At 52.7% G+C, this 18922-nt stretch carries 15 protein-coding genes; 3 read left to right on the plus strand and 12 right to left on the minus strand.

Going from position 1 to position 18922, the window contains the following annotated elements:
• Window positions 1–274: 274 nt before the first annotated feature.
• From A372_RS0107480 to iolC, 11 genes are all read right to left on the minus strand, one after another.
• A complete protein-coding gene (locus A372_RS0107480) occupies window positions 275–1693 on the minus strand; it encodes a tetratricopeptide repeat protein (RefSeq protein WP_019420213.1) in 1419 nt (472 codons plus the stop codon).
• 56 nt (window positions 1694–1749) lie between these two features.
• The gene (locus A372_RS37255) at window positions 1750–1911 is read right to left on the minus strand and encodes a hypothetical protein (protein WP_019420214.1); all 162 of its coding nucleotides are present in this window, start codon (window positions 1909–1911) and stop codon (window positions 1750–1752) included.
• Between the two features lie 151 nt (window positions 1912–2062).
• Window positions 2063–2491, minus strand: a complete 429-nt coding sequence (locus A372_RS0107495) for an RNA polymerase sigma factor (protein ID WP_157259480.1) — start codon at window positions 2489–2491, stop codon at window positions 2063–2065.
• 256 nt (window positions 2492–2747) lie between these two features.
• Window positions 2748–3620 carry a sugar phosphate isomerase/epimerase family protein gene (locus A372_RS0107500; RefSeq protein ID WP_019420217.1) on the minus strand — a complete coding sequence of 291 codons (873 nt, stop codon included), beginning with the start codon at window positions 3618–3620 and terminating at the stop codon, window positions 2748–2750.
• Window positions 3621–3864: 244 nt separating this feature from the next.
• Entirely contained in the window at window positions 3865–5454 is a 1590-nt protein-coding gene (locus A372_RS0107505) for a solute:sodium symporter family transporter (RefSeq protein WP_019420218.1), read from the minus strand.
• 39 nt (window positions 5455–5493) lie between these two features.
• Window positions 5494–6561: a Gfo/Idh/MocA family oxidoreductase gene (locus A372_RS0107510; RefSeq protein ID WP_019420219.1), complete on the minus strand. Its 1068-nt coding sequence runs from the start codon at window positions 6559–6561 to the stop codon at window positions 5494–5496.
• 173 nt (window positions 6562–6734) lie between these two features.
• Window positions 6735–7631: a myo-inosose-2 dehydratase gene (gene iolE / locus A372_RS0107515; RefSeq protein ID WP_019420220.1), complete on the minus strand. Its 897-nt coding sequence runs from the start codon at window positions 7629–7631 to the stop codon at window positions 6735–6737.
• A 199-nt stretch (window positions 7632–7830) separates the two neighbouring features.
• Window positions 7831–9765, minus strand: a complete 1935-nt coding sequence (gene iolD / locus A372_RS0107520; RefSeq protein ID WP_019420221.1) for a 3D-(3,5/4)-trihydroxycyclohexane-1,2-dione acylhydrolase (decyclizing) — start codon at window positions 9763–9765, stop codon at window positions 7831–7833.
• Between the two features lie 14 nt (window positions 9766–9779).
• Window positions 9780–11231 carry a CoA-acylating methylmalonate-semialdehyde dehydrogenase gene (locus A372_RS0107525; protein WP_019420222.1) on the minus strand — a complete coding sequence of 484 codons (1452 nt, stop codon included), beginning with the start codon at window positions 11229–11231 and terminating at the stop codon, window positions 9780–9782.
• A gap of 50 nt (window positions 11232–11281) precedes the next feature.
• Window positions 11282–12130, minus strand: a complete 849-nt coding sequence (locus tag A372_RS0107530; RefSeq protein ID WP_019420223.1) for a class II fructose-bisphosphate aldolase — start codon at window positions 12128–12130, stop codon at window positions 11282–11284.
• Window positions 12131–12176: 46 nt separating this feature from the next.
• Window positions 12177–13172, minus strand: coding sequence for a 5-dehydro-2-deoxygluconokinase (gene iolC / locus A372_RS0107535; protein ID WP_019420224.1), 996 nt, complete (start codon window positions 13170–13172; stop codon window positions 12177–12179).
• A 354-nt stretch (window positions 13173–13526) separates the two neighbouring features.
• On the opposite strand from iolC, the gene iolG reads away from it, so the two are divergent.
• The 3 genes from iolG to A372_RS0107550 all read left to right on the plus strand — a co-directional run bounded on the left by iolG (window position 13527) and on the right by A372_RS0107550 (window position 16605).
• A complete protein-coding gene (gene iolG / locus A372_RS0107540; RefSeq protein ID WP_026010949.1) occupies window positions 13527–14555 on the plus strand; it encodes an inositol 2-dehydrogenase in 1029 nt (342 codons plus the stop codon).
• Between the two features lie 88 nt (window positions 14556–14643).
• Complete coding sequence (iolB, locus tag A372_RS0107545; protein ID WP_019420226.1) at window positions 14644–15447, plus strand: 5-deoxy-glucuronate isomerase; 804 nt, start codon at window positions 14644–14646, stop codon at window positions 15445–15447.
• Between the two features lie 153 nt (window positions 15448–15600).
• Window positions 15601–16605, plus strand: coding sequence for a LacI family DNA-binding transcriptional regulator (locus A372_RS0107550; protein WP_019420227.1), 1005 nt, complete (start codon window positions 15601–15603; stop codon window positions 16603–16605).
• A gap of 486 nt (window positions 16606–17091) precedes the next feature.
• Here A372_RS0107550 and A372_RS0107555 read toward each other — a convergent pair whose 3' ends face one another.
• The gene (locus A372_RS0107555) at window positions 17092–18804 is read right to left on the minus strand and encodes an adenine deaminase (RefSeq protein WP_019420228.1); all 1713 of its coding nucleotides are present in this window, start codon (window positions 18802–18804) and stop codon (window positions 17092–17094) included.
• Window positions 18805–18922: the final 118 nt, after the last annotated feature.

Raw genomic sequence — 18922 nt, forward strand, 5'->3', positions numbered from 1 at the left:
GCTTCGCAATAGATTGCAACCCTTTTTTAAAAATTAATTCAAGCAAGCTGTATTCAAAGCACGTTCCGTACAAAATCAATTCGCTTCAACTTATACCTAATCGTTGTGACGGACCATTAAACAGGCTCATCTGACTCCGGCCTTTTCGTTGTACTTATCACCGCTTTCTTCTATATATATATAACGCAATCAATTGTTCATCTCAAATATCATGGGGATGCCCTGTAATCATCAGGCACGATCACGGATCAACCCGTCATCCTTAACGTTTAGCTTAAGCGTTCTGTGCCAACTGCTTCAGTCTCTTCTGCACCGCCTGTTTCTTGGCTGCATTTTTCGCCTGATCGTAACACGCTTCCATCAGCTTCAAATCTCCGGTGGTCGGATGCTGAATACGTTCCAAATACGTAAGCGCCTTCGCATAGTCTCCGTCCTGCTCCCATTCAAGACCGCTGAAATATATGCGTGCGATTTTACGAATCTCGTCTTCCGAGCCTTCCCGTTCATACATAGCAATGGCCTCGGAATATTTGCCATCCAATGCCAAGCGATCCGCTTCCGTGAACCCGGCAGGTGAAGTGGTCAGCAGCGGCAATTCGCCTGTAAACTGCATATAATCGTTCGAGCTGCTTATTGCATTATCATTATGATCATAGCCTTTTACTGTCCATTTCCACTGGCTCCCCGGATAGGCAATTCCAAGAACATAACCATTATCAATATAATAATGATTATCGAGCGTTAGATACGTAGCTCCTCCTACTAATGGATAGTGCCGCAATTCATCCACCGTATACTCAGCTTCAGGCTTCACATGCTTCTCCTCAAACAGATGCGTCCCCTTCATCTCCCATTTGCCTTCTGCCTGCTTCACGACTTCCGTCAATTCAACCTTATAGTAGGCAGCCTCTGGATCAGAGCTCCAGCGTAACGCGACAACATCCTCCGCATCATACACCGGCTGGGAGACGGGTTCATATCGGATGTTTTTTCGAAATCGCACATCCACGGTCTGCGTGCTCTTTTCTGAGGAAAGTTCGATTTCATCAACACCCGCAGATGATAGCGTATGGCCCTTGATATTTCGAAACACGGTGCCGAGAGTCAATGTATACGCTCCAGCTTCAATACCATAGAAGCGAAATCGCCCATTTTCATCCGTCATTACGATCGGATAATGATCTGGCGGGGGCATATAATAAGAAGAAGCTTCTGTCGGAGCAAGAGATACATCCACCAAAACAGTACCGCTGAGCTTCGGCAGCTCATATGGCCGTTCATGTCTGGTGGCCAAGATCTTTATTTCCGATGCATTTCGGGAGTTGATATACTTTTCATTTTTTGACAGTTCCTGAAATATCCGCTCCGCCTCATCCCAGCGGTTTTGGTTCATATATAAATAGGCAAGGCGCCCCTTGGCTGCATTCACATATTTATAAGTAGGGAAATCCTGAAGCAACCATTCCAAACGCCGTACCGCCTCCTCTTCCGACATCGGTTCAGGCAACTCGGCAGGTCCTGTCATAAATGTGCCTTTCTCGCCGACATAGATCATTTGATTATCCCGAACGAACACCCCTTCAGTACTCTCATAAAGCACATCCGCCGTTACTGCAGAAGTTGGAAACCACCGGATTATGGCATTGTATTTTCCTGCTTGATAAAACAATGCCGGAGCAATAAAGTATATCATTAGCGTTTAGCACGCAGGCAAGTCCCAGCCCCAATACAAGATGCTTCACCTTTATTTCAACGATACGCATCCTTCTCCCCCCTCGACAGCAAATCCTCACGTACCAGCCACTTTCCGTCTACAATATATGTAATCTGCTGTTGTTCCGGGACCGCATCTGTCTTCACGTGCGACGAAGCCGCAAATGGCAGCCACAAGGGCACTACAATAAGCAGCATTCCAAAACAACCGCACGCAATGGCTCTCGATAACCGAAAGCGAACGGTCCGCTCCTATATTGATGGTCGAGCCTGAGAGAGAATGTAAACCTTCACCGCATCATCCAGCTCATATTTGGACATGTCCTCCTGCAGCTGTCGTTTAATCTGTTCATCCTGTTGTGTCATCCTTCTCCCCCTCTTTCCATAATAGAAGCATGTGTTCACGCGCTCTCGATAAGCGACTCTTGATCGTCCCCTCGGACGTTCCCAGCATGTCGCTCATTTCGGCCACCGATTTATCGTGAAAATAATGAAGCACGACCACTTCCCGATAAGGATACGATAGCTGGCCGATTTTGCGGTACACCGTCAAAAAGACCTCTTGAGCCATATCCTCCGATGTATGCTTATCTCTAAGCAGAAGCAACGCTGTCCGATACACCTCACCGCCATAGGCGTCCATCAGCAACCCCAGTGCTTCCCGGTCTCCAGACCGCAGTCGTTCACCCCATTCCCGCTCCGCTTCCATCTCCTCACCCCGTTTCTCTCTATAAGTATAGATGAGGCAAGGAATAAATTGGGTTGCAGGCTGAAGCATGTTTGTAGAATTGCCTTCAGTTCCTGAGCTGTTCATTGCACTATCTGAATCATGGGGAGAGTGAACAAAAGGGCGCTTCGACAACTCTTAATCATACTCAATCTGAGTCACTGGGTGAATGGACAAAAGGTCATACATCACACGTCACAGCGTTTAGAGATACATAAGCGGCAGAGGGAATTAACAAAAGGAAAGTCCATCCCTATCTGACAAGGGAACGAACTTTCCTCAATAAAAGCTTATAGCTCGTTATGGATTATACTTCATCCCATAGACGGCGCAAATTTTCGAGTCCGAGCCGGGAGCCCATTCGGCACTCCTCCATCCCTTCGAATTCGAGCGTAATGTAGCCGTCATAGCCGGATTGCTTGACAAGGCGCAAAATTTCACGCATCTCTAAATCACCCTGTCCGAGAATGGAGCCGCGCAGGAAGTTACCGTGGGCCGTCTTGAACCAGTCGCCGCCGCCCGGCGGTTGGTAATACGGACGGAAGTAGAAATCTTTGACGTGAACGAGCGAAGCATACGGTAAATTCTTCTTCACGCCGATAAGCGGATTCTCGTCTACGCACATAAAGTTGCCGACATCGAGCGTCGTTTTGAAATTAGGACGATTTACCGATAACAGCACGCGCTGTACGCGGTCGCTCGCCTGTGCCGAGAATCCGTGATTCTCCAGCGTCGTCGTAATGCCGAATGGAGCCGCATAATCGGCGATACGGCGGCTTCCCTCCACCATCAGATGCAGATTGCTCTCGAACCATTCGATGCTCATCTGCTCCTCCGGTATCGTAAATGCCGTGACATCGTGGCGCATATGCTTAATTCCCATGCGTACGAGCAAATCAACGTGCTGCTTCACCCGCTCCACTTCCGCCTCGAATGCTTCCTCCGTATCCTGCACGAAGTTCGCCGGCATGGAATAGTTGGACAGGGCGATGCCGCGGGACTTCGCCTTATCGCGTACTGCATCCGCCAACTCTGGATTGTCTACCAGCGTAAAACCATATGGGACAATTTCCATATGCTCGCCGCCATTATCCGCAATCCAATCAATTACGTCAAGGACCGTCATTTCTTCTGCTCTAATCGCCTGCAACAGACTATACGTACTGAGACCTACCTTCATCGTTCCACCCCTTCGTTGGCTAGAGTTACCGTATTCAAAATGAGATATCGGTAACATTTAAGCCCGATTGTAATCGCTTACCGATTACTTAACTATATCATAGTTTTATGGAAGAATCATGTATCACCAATGCATTCTAACTATGCTAGCCAAATAAAACAAGCTGCCGAAAGCTTCGGCAGCCCGATGTGATGACGCTTATCACTCTACTGCAATGTGACAGCGACAACGTATTTTTCTATTTTTATGCCGCGATGCCTAAAGGAGAGAACAGAACATACACAGCAATCATCAGCACCACCATAACGATCGTAAACGCTTTCGCATGTTTCCATGGCGTCAGATCGACTTTGCCCGATTCATACAGCTTGTAGTCTTGCTCGCGCGGTTTTATTTTGCCTACGATAAGCATGACCAGAACACAGACCGGGAACAGCACGCTTAAAATGTACAAGAAATTGAGCGTACCTAGATAGAACTTGGATAGCGTGTACAACACGATGTGCACGACAAGCGCAATCTTCGGTGCGATAGCCGGCACCTTTTTGCTGAAGAACCCTACGACGACTGCAGCGATAATCGGGATGTTATAAAATCCGAACATTTCCTGCAAGTAGTAATACAGTCCTGAAGGCGCATACAAAATGAATGGCGATACAATGACGGCCACGATACCGAGCGCTACGGCAAAGATTCTGCCTGCCTTCACCAATTGTTTATCCGTCGCATTCGGCTTGAATATAGGTTTATAAATATCTAATGTGAACAAGGTTAAGGAGCTGTTCAACGCCCCGTTAAAGGAGCTTAGAATCGCACCGAACAGGACGGCTGCGAAAAATCCGGACAACAATGTCGGCAACACTTTAATAACAAGCGACGGATAAGCCATATCCGCATTGCTTAACGAATTGTTGAACAGATGATAAGCGATGATGCCAGGCAGCACCAGATAGAAGGCGCCAAAGATTTTGAACATGCCGGCGTACAACACGCCCTTCTGCCCTTCCTTCAGGTTCTTCGCCCCCAACGTGCGCTGGACGATCGCCTGGTTCGTACACCAATAGAACAGGTTGTTGAAGAGCAGCCCCGCGCAAATCGTAATCCACGGCACAGGAGATGAGCTGTCTCCAATCGAGTTCAATTTTTCCGGCTCTTTGTGCAGCAGCGTGCTCACACCTTCGACCAGATTGCCACCGCCGAGCGCGAACAAGCCGAGAACAGTAATGAGAAGCCCGCCGATAATGAGCCCGACACCGTTCAACGTATCCGAGAGCGCGCACGCACGCAGGCCTCCGAGCACGACATAGGCGATACCCGTTATTCCGATAGCAAGGGACATAATCAGAATAATATTGAAATCGCTTAGACCGAACAGGTCTGAAATGTTGAATATCGTATCCAGCACCAGCGCCCCGGAGTAGAGCACCGTAGGCAAATAAGCAACGGCATATCCGAGCAAGAACAGAACGGAAATAATCTGGCGCGTCCGTAAATCATAACGCTGTTCCAAAAAATCCGGAATAGTTGTAATGCCTGTCTTCAAATAACGCGGTAAAAAGATGAAGGCCATAAAAATCAACGCAATCGGAGACGTCACTTCCCAAGCCATGACGACCATGGACGTCGCGTAGCTCTGTCCATTCAACCCGACCATTTGCTCTGTTGACAGGTTCGTAAGCAAAAGTGAGAAAGCGATTACAACGCCGGTCAAGCTGCGCCCGCCGAGAAAATATCCATCCGAGCTGTTGAGGTCAATGCTGCGCGTCTTGTACCAGGAGTACCAGGCGACGATTCCGGTATACAATAAAAAGGTAATGACAGTAATGTAGGTCATGAGAGCCCTCCTTCTCCATGCATAGAGAAACCTGTTTGCTTACCGCGCCTTGTGCGGGCTGCATAATGCCGCTGGCGTACTCACCTCAACCAATTGCCCGGTCTCGAACGATTCTTTGCATGCATAGCCAAGCGCAGTCGACAGCACGCCATCTTCCACCTTCACTTCTGGCTGTCGTCCATCTAGAATCGCCCGTACAAAGTCAATGGCTTCGTCCAAGTAAGCCTGCTCGAACCGCTCCAAGAAGCCGTTCGCACATTCGCGCACCACACCGCGGTCATCCATAATTGCCACCTGGTTTTTCTCCGGCACCGTACCGATGCGCAGCGTTCCGAGTGTGCCGATAATTTCCGTTTCAATATGGTAGCCGTGCGCGCAGTTGCGCCCCGCTACGAACATCCCCATTTTATTCCCGGCAAATTGAACTAGAGCCGCACCCGTCTCAGCATCTTGCAGCTGTGCAAGCTCTGTATAGCGGTGAGATCCGCCAATCGCCCACACCCGCTCTGCTTCCGCACCCAAGTACCACCGCGCCAGATCGAGGTCGTGAATGGCCATATCCAGGAACAAGCCTCCGCTGTAGTTGCTCTTAGCAAATTGTAAAAAGCCGGGCATAGCTTGAGCCGGATCAATGCCATAGCAGCGGATGAGCACAGGTTCGCCGATCGCTCCCGCTTCAATTTTCCGCTTGGCATAGACATAGGAACGGTCATACCGCCGCATAAAGCCGAGCATAAACACTTGATCGGGGTGACGGCGCACCGCCTCTTGCACGCGCAGCGCTTCCTCCATATACAGTCCGAGCGGCTTCTCGCTGAATACATGAAATCCTGCCGCCAATGCCTTTTCAATCTGATCGCAATGATAAGAGGACGGTGAGGCAATAAAAATAGCGTCCAGCTCTTTGTTGCGCAGCATTTCCTCATAATCGGCATAGCCGTAAGGCACGCCAAGCTGCGCCTGTGCCTCCTCAACCTCCTCTGGCTTGATGCTGCATACCGCCGCCAGTCTGCAGTTCGGAATGCGGAATGCCAAATTGTCGGCGTGCTGTCGCCCGAGCCGTCCTAAGCCTACGAGCCCTACTGATACACATCTGTTGTGTCCCATATGTCAGCCTCTTCCCTTCCTCATATAGAGGTTGTTCAAAAAGTCACCTTTTGATCACGAAGCATACCGGGAGGCACATTCGACATCGAATCTGGCGCTCACCATCGAAGAGCTGATGCTTCTGGTTCATGCAACCTTCTCGGTTCTGAAAAGTCGACTTTTTGAACTCGTAATTATACGCCTGCTTGCCGTAAAATATAGTCTCTCGCTTTTAACGCATATTCGAACGGATTCGCTTTGGCAGGATCCTGCTCCGCTTCTACGAGCATCCATCCGCGATATTTAGCCGCGGACAAGGCTTTGAACGCTGGAGCAAAGTCTATGCAGCCGTCTCCAGGAACGGTAAATACCCCTTCCTTCACCGCTTGCAGGAAACTGAGCTTATCCTCACGCACGCGGCGCGCCACATCGGCACGAACGTCCTTCAAATGGACGTGCTTAATCCGATCCATATAGCGGCTCAATATGCTCAATGGCTCTTCGCCCGAGAATACGAGATGGCCGGTATCATAGAGCAATGACACCAAGTTCGGGTCCGTGCCCTCCATGAGACGGACAATTTCCTCCGTAGTCTGAACGCCTGTACCCATATGATGATGGTACACAACATGCATCTCTTTCTCCCGGGCCAGCTCTCCGAGAACATGCAAGCCGTCGATTAAGCGCTTCCAATCATCGTCGCTGAATACTGGCTTGCTATCGAACAGCGGCGTATTCATCTGACCTTGGACACTGTGTCCCTGCTCGGATACGACAATGACCTTCGACCCCATCGCGTGCAGGAAGTCACGGTGCTGAACGAATGCAGCCGTCGTTTCTTCCAATGGCTTTACGGTAAGGAACGCGCTGAACCAAGCGCTGGCCACCTCCAGGTTGCGCAAACGGAGCGCCTTTTGTAAGACACTTACATTCCGCGGGTACTTATTGCCCACTTCCGTTCCCGCATATCCTGCGAGCGCCATTTCGCTTACACACTGCTCGAACGTATTCTCACCGCCCAATTCGGGCATGTCATCATTCGTCCAACCGATGGGCGCAATCCCAATCTTTACGCTGCCTGCTGCAAACACGTCTATTCCTCCCCGATGTCATCGTAGCTTGGCAGGGCTGGCCGGGCGGCGCAGCCGCGATGGCCGTTACATGCTTTATTCTGATAGGTTGCATGCTCCGAGCCATCCCGTATCGCATGATATCTTCCTTCTATGCGATTATCATGCCGCTCTGCGCGCCCGCTCCCGCCAATCTGCGATCTTTATTGTAGCTTCCGTGTCAATAAGGTCTCGCCTGCTGCAAAAATCGGCGGCGCTCCTCGCTTGCCTGCGCAATTTCCGGCTTGCCGGAAACTGCCGCGACGCCTACATTCCACCAAGCGCCGTATCCATTCGTCATTGTCTTCGGCAGCACTTTAATATCAATGAGCGTAGATACAGTCTGCCGCTGTGCGGCCGCGACGGCTTGCTCCAATTCCTCTAGCGTGCGAACCGTATACGTGAGCGCGCCGTAGCCTGCTGCGCTGAGGGCAAAATCAATGCCCACAAGCGGACCGTCCAGCTTACCGGTCGACTCGTTGCGCGCGCGGAATTCAGTGCCGAAGCTGCCCATGCCGTTGCCCATTTGCAAGTTGTTAATGCAGCCGAAGCCGTTATTGTCGAACAACAGCACATTTATCTTCTGTCCTTCTTGAATGCTTGTGACCAATTCAGAGTGAAGCATGAGATAGCTCCCGTCACCCGAGAATGCATACACTTCGCGATCCGGCTCCGCCATTTTCACACCAAGCGCCCCGGAAATCTCATAGCCCATACAGGAGTATCCATATTCCATGTGGTACGAATGTGGCGCTTCCGTCATCCACATTCGCTGCAAATCTCCAGGCAGACTGCCCGATGCGCCGACGATGACTGCGTTGTCTCCAAGCAGCCTGTTCAATGCCGCGAGCACCTGTGTCTGCGTCAGGCAGCTGCCAAGCTCCTCCGCATATTCCGGCAGCGCCTCATCCAAGTGCCCCGCGATTTCAGGCGTGAATGAGCCTTGAACGTATTGGATGCCGGCCAGCCGCTTCCATTCCTTGCTCCATGCGGCGCGCGCCGCTTCAATCTCCGTCGTATAGGCAGAACGGTATCCGGCTGCCTCCAGCCGCTGATGCATGGCTGCAAGAGCTGCCTTCGCATCTGCCACTACCGGCGTTGCATCGAGCTTGAGCGCTTGGAACTCCGACACGTTCACGGTCAAAATATCTGCGCCAGGGCGGCCGAACAGCTCCTTCGAGCCAGTCGTAAAGTCGGTAAAGCGCGTGCCAACGCCGATAATGAGATCGGCTTCCTTGGCGATCTCATTCGCCGCTCCGTTGCCCGTCACCCCGATGCCGCCGAGGTTGAGCGGATGCGAACCAGACACCGCGCTCTTGCCCGCCTGCGTCTCGGCTAACGGGATGTGGAACGCCTCCGCGAAGGCTTGCAGCGCCGCTCCTGCCTCAGAATAGCGCACGCCGCCTCCGCATATGAGCAGCGGCTTGCGCTTGCGCGCGATGAGCCGGACCGCGTCCTCGAGTGCTGCTTCCGTCGCCGGTCGGCGGTCTATCCGATGCACACGCTTCGCGAAAAATGATGCGGGATAATCATACGCTTCCCCCTGTACATCCTGCGGCAGCGCGATTGTGACAGCTCCCGTATCGGCCGGATTCGTGAGCACGCGCATCGCTTGAATGAGCGCAGTCATCAGTTGCTCCGGCCGCACGACGCGGTCCCAATATTTGCTCACCGGGCGGAACGCGTCATTCGTCGATACCGTCAGGTCATGCGGCTGTTCAATCTGCTGCAGCACCGGATCCGGCTGGCGCGAGGCGAACGTATCCCCCGGCAGCAGCAGCACCGGGATTTGATTGGCCGTAGCGGTGGCTGCCGCCGTCACCATATTGGCGGCGCCGGGGCCGACAGACGATGTGCAGGCACAGATCTGCTTCCGCCGCATCTGCTTGGCGAACGCCACTGCCGCATGCGCCATCCCTTGCTCGTTGCGCCCTTGATACACTTCCAAGCCGCCGCTGTCTTCTTCCAGCGCCTGACCCAATCCCAATACGTTGCCATGGCCGAATATCGTAAAAATGCCTTTGACAAAGCGCTGCTCCACTCCATCAAATTCGACATATTGCTGATTGAGAAACTTTACGAGCGCTTGCGCCGTAGTCAATCGAATCGTTTCCATACCGAACACCATCCTTACCAGCGCAAAGTGACCATCTTTTTACGAGTGTAAAATTCCACTCCATCCGTGCCGTTCGCATGCAGGTCGCCATAGAAGGAATCTTTCCAGCCCGAGAATGGGAAGAACGACATCGGCGCGGGAACGCCTACGTTCACCCCGAGCATGCCTGCATCGATATGTTCGCGGAACTGGCGCATATACGCGCCGCTCGTCGTAAAGAGACAAGCGCCGTTGGCAAACCGGGATTCATTCGCCCACGCAATCGCTTCATCGATATCCTTCACGCGCACAATCGACAGCACCGGCGCGAAAATTTCATCCTGCCAGATCTTCATTTGCTGTGTTACGTCATCAAAAATCGTCGGTCCCATAAAGAAGCCCTCGCCGTTGGCTTCCGCATCTTGGCGGCCGTCGCGGACCAGACGCGCCCCTTCCTTGACGCCTGCGTCAATATAGCCGAGCGCGCGCTCCTTATGAGCTTCACGGATAACGGGACCGAGGAATACGTCCTCTTCCACGCCATTGCCGATAATCAGTTCATCGGATGCTTTCACCAAGCGGGATACAAGCTCATCTGCAACCGATTCCTGCACGAGCACGACAGAGCAAGCCATGCAGCGCTCTCCGGCGGAGCCGAAGGCAGCGTTAATGATTTGTGTCGTGGTCTGCGCCAAATCGGCGTCCTCCATGACGATCGAGTGGTTTTTGGCACCCGTCAACGCTTGCACACGCTTCAAGTTGGCCGTACCGCGCTTGTAGACATACTCGCCTACAGGCTGGGAGCCGACGAATGAGATTGCCTTGACCTGCTTATGGTCGAGCAGACCGTTCACAACGTCATGTGCACCGTGCACGATGTTAAGCACGCCTTGAGGCAGCCCCGCTTCTTCCATCAGCTCTGCCAGACGGCAAGCCAGCATCGGCGTACGCTCGGAAGGCTTCAGCACGAACGTGTTGCCGCAAGCGATAGCCAGCGGGAACATCCAGCACGGCACCATCATCGGGAAGTTGAACGGCGTAATTCCGCCGACAACGCCAATCGGGTAACGGTACATGCCAGATTCGATGTTCGTCGCAATGTCAGGCAGTTGCTTGCCCATCATAAGCGTCGGCGCGCCTGCGGCGAATTCGACGCATTCGATGCCTCGCTGCACCTCGCCGTACGCTTCTTTGTAGTTTTTTCCATTCTCCAATGTAAGGAGCTTCGCCAGCTCGTCCCAATGCTCAACCAGCAGCTGCTGGTATCTGAACATAATGCGCGCCCGGCGCGGCACGGCGGTGCGCGACCACGTCTTGAACGCCTGCTCAGCCGTCTCTACCGCCTCATTCAGCTCTTCCATGCTTGAAAGCGGCACGTGCGCGATAATTTCACCTGTTGCTGGATTGAATACTGGCTCGGTCTTGCCCGATGTGGACGCTTTCCACTCTCCGCCGACATAGTTGCGAATGGTTGTTACTTCTGCCATGTTCCATTCTCCTCTCGTCATTTCCGTTGTCCGTCTTCATTAAGTCTTCATTAAGCTTGCAGCACATGATGCGCATTCAGCAGCAGCATCTTCTTCTTTGCTTCTTCCTTGACCGCCTCCATCGGGCGTGCAAACAGAGCAACTCGGTCGAACTCGTCCGGCTTAGCCTGCATCTCACTGCGCAGCGTCTTGCCGAAGGCCATCCGAAGTGCCGTACCGATGTTGACCTTGCCGATGCGAGTGCCTGCGAGCTTGCGCAAGTCATCATCCCGCACTCCCGTCGAACCGTGCAATACAAGCGGCACGGATACGAGGCGCTCGATGTCATCCAGCCGGCCGTAATCGATCGGAGCCGCCTGCTCCTCCATCCGGTGGAGCGTGCCGATCGCGACCGCCAACGCATCCACGCCCGTCTCTTCGGCGAATATTTTCGCTTCATTCGGATCGGTCAGACGCGCCTCCACGTTCAGCGCAGGATCGCTGTAGCCGACCGCTCCAATTTCCGCTTCGACGGGGATGCCGCAAGCATGCGCCATCATCACGATTTGTTGCGTGTTCCGAATGTTTTCTTTGAGCGGCAGCTGCGAGCCGTCGTACATGATGGACGTATAGCCGCTCATAATCGCTTCCGCCGCTGTCTCGTATCCGTCGCCATGGTCCAGATGGATGCAGACCGGTACGCTTGCCCGCTCGGCCAAGCTCCGATACAATGCCCCTGACACCTGCAGCGGCATATAGCGCAGTGCAACCTTATTCGTCGCCAAAATAACCGGCGCCTTCACTTCCTCCGCCGCAGCGATAACCGCGGCAGCGTCTTCATAGCCGAATACATTGAACGCCGGCACGGCGCCTTTTTTCTCGGCAATGCCTTGCATCATTTCCGTCAAGGTGACGAGCATGTGCCGTTCCTCCCAACCTATCTCATATATGTGCCTTCGCTATTCCTTACTCCCCGCGCTCCGCACTAGCTATAAACGTATCCAGCTCTTCTGTTGTCGGCATGGCGTCAGAGCAGCTGTGACGGGAAATGACGATGGCGGCGGAAGCACTTCCGTATTCCATCGCACGCGGCAGCTCCCATCCTTGCATCAAGGCGTAAATCATAGCGGATGCGTAGGAGTCGCCGGCACCGAACGTTTTCAGCACCTTCGTCTTAAAAATACCGCCTTTATATGCCCCGCCTTCCTTCGTGTAAGCGATGGAGCCGTCCGAGCCGTGCTTGATGAGCACCACTTGCGCGTGATGCCCGAACCATTTCTCTGCCGTCAGCTTGTCATCCGCCTGATGACCGGCGAACTTCTCCATCATGTCGAACTCTTCGCGGGTGCCGATGATGAAATCGCACTTTTCCGCCGCAAGCTGATAATAGATTGAGGTTTCGGCAACGTTCTTCCATGTGTAAGGACGGTAATCCAAATCAAAGAACACAAATACCCCATGCTTGCGCGCATAGTCCAAGGCGACAAATACCGCTTCGCGCGACGGGCTGGCCGCAAGCGCCGTCCCCGAGATAAGCAGCGCCTTCGTCTGCTTGATATACTCCTCCGACACTTCCTCCGGCTTCAGCAGCATATCAGCCGCATTGTCCCGGTACATCAGAATGCTGCAGTCGGTTGGACTTTTGATTTCTGTAAAAGCAAGACCGGTCACAGCGCCCGTATCATCCACAGACAACTGCGACGTATCTATTGATTTATCGTTTAAATATTGTTCAATGTAACGTCCCATCTGGTCATCGGCCAGCTTGCCGATAAAGCCGCTCTTCATTCCGAGGCGGGCCGCGCCAATCGCTATATTAGCCGGTGATCCGCCCACATATTTCGTGAACGTTCTCGTCTCTTCCATCGGCCGATGAATTTCGTTCGCATTCAAATCAATGCACAATCTCCCGATTGCAATCAGGTCAAACGGCCGATTCGTTGGAAATGTTAATGCACTCATGCCCAGTCAGCACCTCCTTGTGGTCTGCTTCAAGCAATATCCAGCAGGCTGAAGCAAAGCTATGATGTAATCACTGAATTCATGCAATTTGAGTTAAGCGCTTACCTTGATGATAATTATAAACACACCTTTTCGGGAATGTAAACGCTTTTCTATACAAATTTTAAGTTCTTTTTTTCACAATCATATGTCTTTTCATATTGAAAATGATTCGTATATTTATCAACAACGACGCTAGTTTTCTCACTTCATATGCGCTTTTCATCTTGCCAATGTCTTGCTTATCACGTATAGTTAAATTATGAGTTAAGCGCTTTCCCTTGCTTTGACTATTTCATTATTCAGAAAGCAGGGATGTTCATGCTTCAAGTTGGAATCATCGGTGCCGGACGAATCGGCAAGCTGCACGCAGACCATATTCAACACATGTGTAATGTGCGTGTCCGCGCCATATCGGATGTATGTATTGCGGGATTGGACACTTGGGCTTCTGAGATGGGAATTCCCGTTGTAACGAGTGATTATCACGATGTGCTCTATGATCCGGAAATTCAAGCGGTGTTCATCTGCTCGCCGACGAGCACACACGCTGCGATTATCCAGGAGGCTGCAGAAGCAGGCAAGCATATTTTCTGCGAGAAGCCCGTCAGCTTCTCTGTAGAGACGACCGAACAAGCATTGGCAGCGGTGAAGACAGCCGGCGTAAAGATGCAGGTCGGCTTCAACCGCCGTTTTGACCATAATTTCAAAAAAGCGCGTGACGTTGTCCAAGCGGGCCAGATCGGAGCTCCGCATCTGCTGCGCATCACGTCCCGCGATCCAGAGCCGCCTTCGGCCGAATACATTTCCAAATCCGGCGGCTTGTTCATGGATATGACGATTCACGACTTCGACATGGCGCGTTATGTCATGCAGAGCGAAGTGGTCGAGGTGTATGCGCAAGGAGCCAATCTGATCGATCCGAAGATCGGCGAATTGAACGATATCGATACGGCCGTAATCAACCTCCGCTTCGCCAACGGCGCGCTAGGCATCATTGAGAACAGCCGCAAGGCGGTATACGGTTATGATCAGCGCTTGGAAGCCTTTGGTTCCGCAGGCTGCGTCACTACGAACAATGACCGCGCATCCACTGCTATTGTCGCAACGGCTGACGGGGTGCAAATGGATAAACCTCTTTATTTCTTTTTAGAGCGATATACGCAAGCCTATATTCAGGAGGTCGAGGACTTCGTCCGCGCCGTCCTCCATGATGGGCCTATCGTGTGCGATGCGAACGACGGACTGCAAGCGGAACGAATCGCCCGTGCGGCGAAGGAGTCGCTGCTGAGCGGACGTCCCGTCAAGCTGGAGCATGGACCGGCAACTATGCAGCATCAATAAGCGCAACATTTGCAGTAGGAGTTTGGGCAGCGCTAGTCGCCCTTTTTAGCACTGGACATTTTCAATTGGCTCAGGAGGAGGTTCATTGATGTCGAAATTAATTGTGAAACCTAAACCGCGAGACGAACAAGGCAATATTTTATCCGTAACGCCGCACAGCGCTGGCTGGAAATATGTCGGATTTGAAGTGTATTCGTTGCGTCCAGGAGAAACCTTGCAGCGGGAAACGAAGGAGCAGGAGGTCTGTCTTGTATTATTGAGCGGAAAGGCGAAGGTCGATACCGCCAAGCAATCGTTCGGCGTGCTCGGACATAGAATGAACGTCTTCGATCGCATTCCGCCCTACTCCGTCTATGTGCCGAACGAGGATCGCTACACGGTTCAGGCGGAGACGGCACTGGAACTGGCCGTATGCTCGGCGCCGGGGCGAGGAACTTATCCCGCTCGGGTCATCGCGCCCGAGGATGTCGGCGTGGAGACGCGCGGCTCAGGAAGCATTGAGCGGCATATCCATAATATTTTGCCGGAACAGAAGGAGGCGGACAGCTTGCTTGTCGTGGAGGTATTCACGCCTGCGGGACATTGGTCCAGCTATCCTCCGCATAAGCATGACCGTGACAATTTGCCGAAAGAGTCTTATTTGGAAGAGACGTATTATCATGAAGTCAATCCCGGACAGGGCTTCGTCATGCAGCGTGTCTATAATGACGACCGTTCGCTCGACGAGACGTTGGCTGTTCCTCACCGCCACGTTGTATTGGTTCCGGAGGGGTACCATCCCGTTTCGGCTCCTCCAGGCTACGATTCCTATTACTTGAACGTGATGGCCGGACCAGAGCGGACATGGAAGTTCCACAACGATCCTGATCATGAATGGCTGTTTACAAAATAGCACGTATAAGCTATCGAACTACTAAGGGAGAATGGGTGTAGTCCATTCTCCTTTTGTTGTCTATAATTATAGTAAAGTATAAGTGCGTGTTCACAATGGCCTCTTTTGATCACGCACAATATGTTTTCATTTGATGAGCCAGAGGAGTTAGGTATGAAATCAACTATTTATGACGTCGCCAGAGCTGCCGGCGTCTCTATCGCCACCGTATCGAAGGTTGTCAATCAGACTGGAAACATTAGCGAGAAAACGCGGGAACGCGTGCTTCATATTATGAAAGAGCTGCAATACCAGCCGAGCGTCGTCGCGTCAGCGCTGACCGGAAAGAAGACGTCTACCTTCGGACTGCTCATTTCCGACTTGGCGAACCCGTTCTTTGCCGAGGTCGCTCGCAATTTGGAGGATCAGGCCCAAGCGGTAGGCTACAGCATTGTCATGTGCAGCACCGACAACAAAGATGATAAAGGTCTTAATTATATTTCGCTGCTGCAGCGCAAGCAGATCGATGGACTTATCGTTGCTTGCCAATTCTCCAAATGGTCACTGTTGCAAGACAGCGTCACCGCCAATTTCCCCGTAGTGCTGTTCTCCAAAGACATTCCTTCCTTATCCATGCATACGGTCACCGTGGATGATTACAAAGGAGGCTATGAAGCAATACAGCACTTGATTTCCTTAGGGCATAGCCGCATCGGTGTCGTCACGGAGGACAGCCCGAGCGGCGATCACCGTGTGCTCGGTGCGAAGCAGGCGATGAGCGATTCCGGAATTACAGTCAATGATGATTGGATCGTGAAGGTGAATTCATCCATTGAAGACGGCTGCGAAGGCGCTGCGCGCGTGCTTCAGCTGGAGCATCGGCCAACGGCATTATTCACCTGCAATGACCTGATCGCCGTCGGCTCCATGCAGTCAGCGCAGCGGTTGGGCTTGAGCGTGCCAGACGATCTGTCGATCATCGGCTTTGACGATACGATTCTGTCCAAAATCGTCGTTCCGCGCTTGACGACCATTTTGCAGCCAATCCAAGAGATGGCCAAGGAGACCGTTCAACTGCTGCTGCGCCAATCCGACACCCCTGATATGCCGAAACAGAAGATCGTGTTCCATCCTCAACTAGTTGAAGGCCTCTCTACAAAGCTGCTGCAATCGGAATAATCGGGGGACTTATCGAGCTTCGTGAACGCATCCCGCGTTGCCATTGGATAACATACAGCCAAATGTAGGGATGGTCCGGCTAAAGGGTATGTGGACTGCATTTTATCCAGTGGATCTGGCTGTTTTCAGAATCTGCTGCGGAATGAGTGTCAAAACGCTGTATGAATTCCAATGAAACCTGCCGTAATGAGATATACGCTGCTGTCTCAATGTATAAAATCCAACGGAAGACGGCATGGACGGATACGCCCTGTCCTTCAGCCATGCTTCATCAGTCGTAAGAGGATAATAGGATGAGGTCATTTTGGAAAGAGATGATGCGGGATAACACGGTTGTAGAATAAAGGGCTGGACAAACTAACCCCTCTGGGTTGAGAGGCCACCTAACCGGTGGCCCGCCCCCATAGAACCCGGCGTGAGGTTTTCCCTCATCCGGCTTGTATGCCGATACTACCCTATGCTTAAAAATTACGAACTTATCATCATCTATTCTACGATAAGCGGAACCACTTGGCCCGCATGTGTGTCGATTAAGCCGAGATCCGTCAGCTTGAGCGCCGGACTCACCGGCAAGGAATGCGTGCTGATAGACATTATCGGATTGTAATGCTCATATCCGATCGACTCCATAGCTGCCCGCAAATCCTTAATGGTCTCCCCGAACGTGCTGAGCGGCTCTTCGGAGAGAATGCCGCCTACCGGCAGCGGGACGTGCGCCAGTACTTTGCCGTCTGCGACGACGCAGAAGCCGCCTTGGTCGGCAATGACCGTATTCGCCGCGAGCGCCATGTCCTCAGGCGAGTGGCCGACGACGAGCAGGTTATGATTGTCGTGGGAATACGTCGTCGCAATCGCGCCGCGCTTAATCGTGTTGCCGGTAATGAGGCCGTAAGCGCGGTTGCCGTTCTTGCCATAGCGCTCGAACGTCGCGATAAGTCCGAACGGACTCGCCTCCCACTGCAGATTGCCGTCTTGCACCTGCACTGGCTTATGCAGCTCGGTCGTATTCGTCGTGCCGTTCTTGACCTCCATAACGCGGCATAGATGCTCGCCGTCCGCAGCCTTCACATCCACTGCGAAGTCGGCCGCGCTCATCGGCTGCAGCTGCACGCTGCGATAGAAGTGCGGCGGGAACTGGCCTTCCTCGCGCTCCTGTTCGTATGGCGCCTGCGCGTCATATGCCAGCCGGCCATGCTTATACACCGCCTCGATTCGGAACTGCTCCACATCACCGAGCAGGATGAAATCCGCCACCTTGTTCGGCGCAATCGCCCCGCGGTCATGCAGCTGCATGCGTCTGGCAGGCGTGTAGGTCGCCGCATAAATGGCACGCTCCGGCTTCATGCCCATGGCAATCGCCTTTTTGACGAGATGATTCAAATGCCCGTCCTGCACGAACGTATCTGCCATCACATCGTCGGTAACGAAGCAGAACAACTCAGCCACGTCCTCTTCGATGAGCACGTCCATAATATCGCGGTTCATCGATTTCTCCTGAATTTCCAGGAACATACCGTTGTAGAGACGGTCCTTCATGCTCGCCACTTCTTGCTCAGTATGGTCGGAATCGACGCCCGCGAACATGAAGCGCGCCAGATCAAGATCGACCAGCTTCTTAGGCGTATGCCCCTCGATCACGAGGTTCGGATAGTTCGTGCGCACATGGTTCAAAATGCGGTTCGTCTTGCAGTCCGGGTTGCGCAGCACATCGACGGAGTTCATAATCTCGCCCAAGCAAATGACACGCTCATCCTGCAGCAGCTCATCGATATCCGCGATATCGATTTCCCCGCCTGTCGTCTCAAGTGGTGTCGCTGGAACCGAGCTTGGAATCGCATAGAGGATATCCGCCGTGCAGCCCTCGCTCGCGCGAATCATTTCCTTCACGCCTTCCACGCCGCATACGTTCGCCATCTCATGCGGCTCGGATACGATCGTCGTCACGCCGTTTTTGATGAGCCCGAACGAGAATGTCTTCGGTGTCACCATCGTGCTCTCAATATGAAGATGAATGTCCACGAGGCCCGGAATCATGTAACGCCCTGCGCCATCCACGACGCGCTCCGCTTCGAAGGTATCCTCGGCACGCGAACCGATGTATAGGAACCGCCCGTCCTTCACGGCCACATTGCCTTTCACGAACCGTTTCATATATGCGTTAAAGACCTGCACATTCTTCACTAACAACTCGATGTTCATTTCTGCACGCTCCCTCTTGTTTGTTAGTTCCCTTAACTGTGTCTTGCAACCTTATCGGCGCTGAAAAGCGACCCATTCCGATTCGATTGCGCAGTGTATTCGCAGAACATCTGCCCGG

Origin of the sequence: Paenibacillus sp. OSY-SE (assembly GCF_000283315.1) — a bacterium.
GTDB classification, from domain to species: Bacteria; Bacillota; Bacilli; order Paenibacillales; family Paenibacillaceae; genus Paenibacillus_B; species Paenibacillus_B profundus.

Bases quoted from the DNA above. Each gene is read 5' to 3' on its own strand.
- A372_RS0107480 (WP_019420213.1), bottom strand. From the start codon at position 1,693: ATGATATACTTTATTGCTCCGGCATTGTTTTATCAAGCAGGAAAATAC.
- A372_RS37255 (WP_019420214.1), bottom strand. From the start codon at position 1,911: ATGCTGCTTATTGTAGTGCCCTTGTGGCTGCCATTTGCGGCTTCGTCG.
- A372_RS0107495 (WP_157259480.1), bottom strand. From the start codon at position 2,491: ATGCTTCAGCCTGCAACCCAATTTATTCCTTGCCTCATCTATACTTAT.
- A372_RS0107500 (WP_019420217.1), bottom strand. From the start codon at position 3,620: ATGAAGGTAGGTCTCAGTACGTATAGTCTGTTGCAGGCGATTAGAGCA.
- A372_RS0107505 (WP_019420218.1), bottom strand. From the start codon at position 5,454: ATGACCTACATTACTGTCATTACCTTTTTATTGTATACCGGAATCGTC.
- A372_RS0107510 (WP_019420219.1), bottom strand. From the start codon at position 6,561: ATGGGACACAACAGATGTGTATCAGTAGGGCTCGTAGGCTTAGGACGG.
- iolD (WP_019420221.1), bottom strand. From the start codon at position 9,765: ATGGAAACGATTCGATTGACTACGGCGCAAGCGCTCGTAAAGTTTCTC.
- A372_RS0107525 (WP_019420222.1), bottom strand. From the start codon at position 11,231: ATGGCAGAAGTAACAACCATTCGCAACTATGTCGGCGGAGAGTGGAAA.
- A372_RS0107530 (WP_019420223.1), bottom strand. From the start codon at position 12,130: ATGCTCGTCACCTTGACGGAAATGATGCAAGGCATTGCCGAGAAAAAA.
- iolC (WP_019420224.1), bottom strand. From the start codon at position 13,172: ATGAGTGCATTAACATTTCCAACGAATCGGCCGTTTGACCTGATTGCA.
- iolG (WP_026010949.1), top strand. From the start codon at position 13,527: ATGTTCATGCTTCAAGTTGGAATCATCGGTGCCGGACGAATCGGCAAG.
- iolB (WP_019420226.1), top strand. From the start codon at position 14,644: ATGTCGAAATTAATTGTGAAACCTAAACCGCGAGACGAACAAGGCAAT.
- A372_RS0107550 (WP_019420227.1), top strand. From the start codon at position 15,601: ATGAAATCAACTATTTATGACGTCGCCAGAGCTGCCGGCGTCTCTATC.
- A372_RS0107555 (WP_019420228.1), bottom strand. From the start codon at position 18,804: ATGAACATCGAGTTGTTAGTGAAGAATGTGCAGGTCTTTAACGCATAT.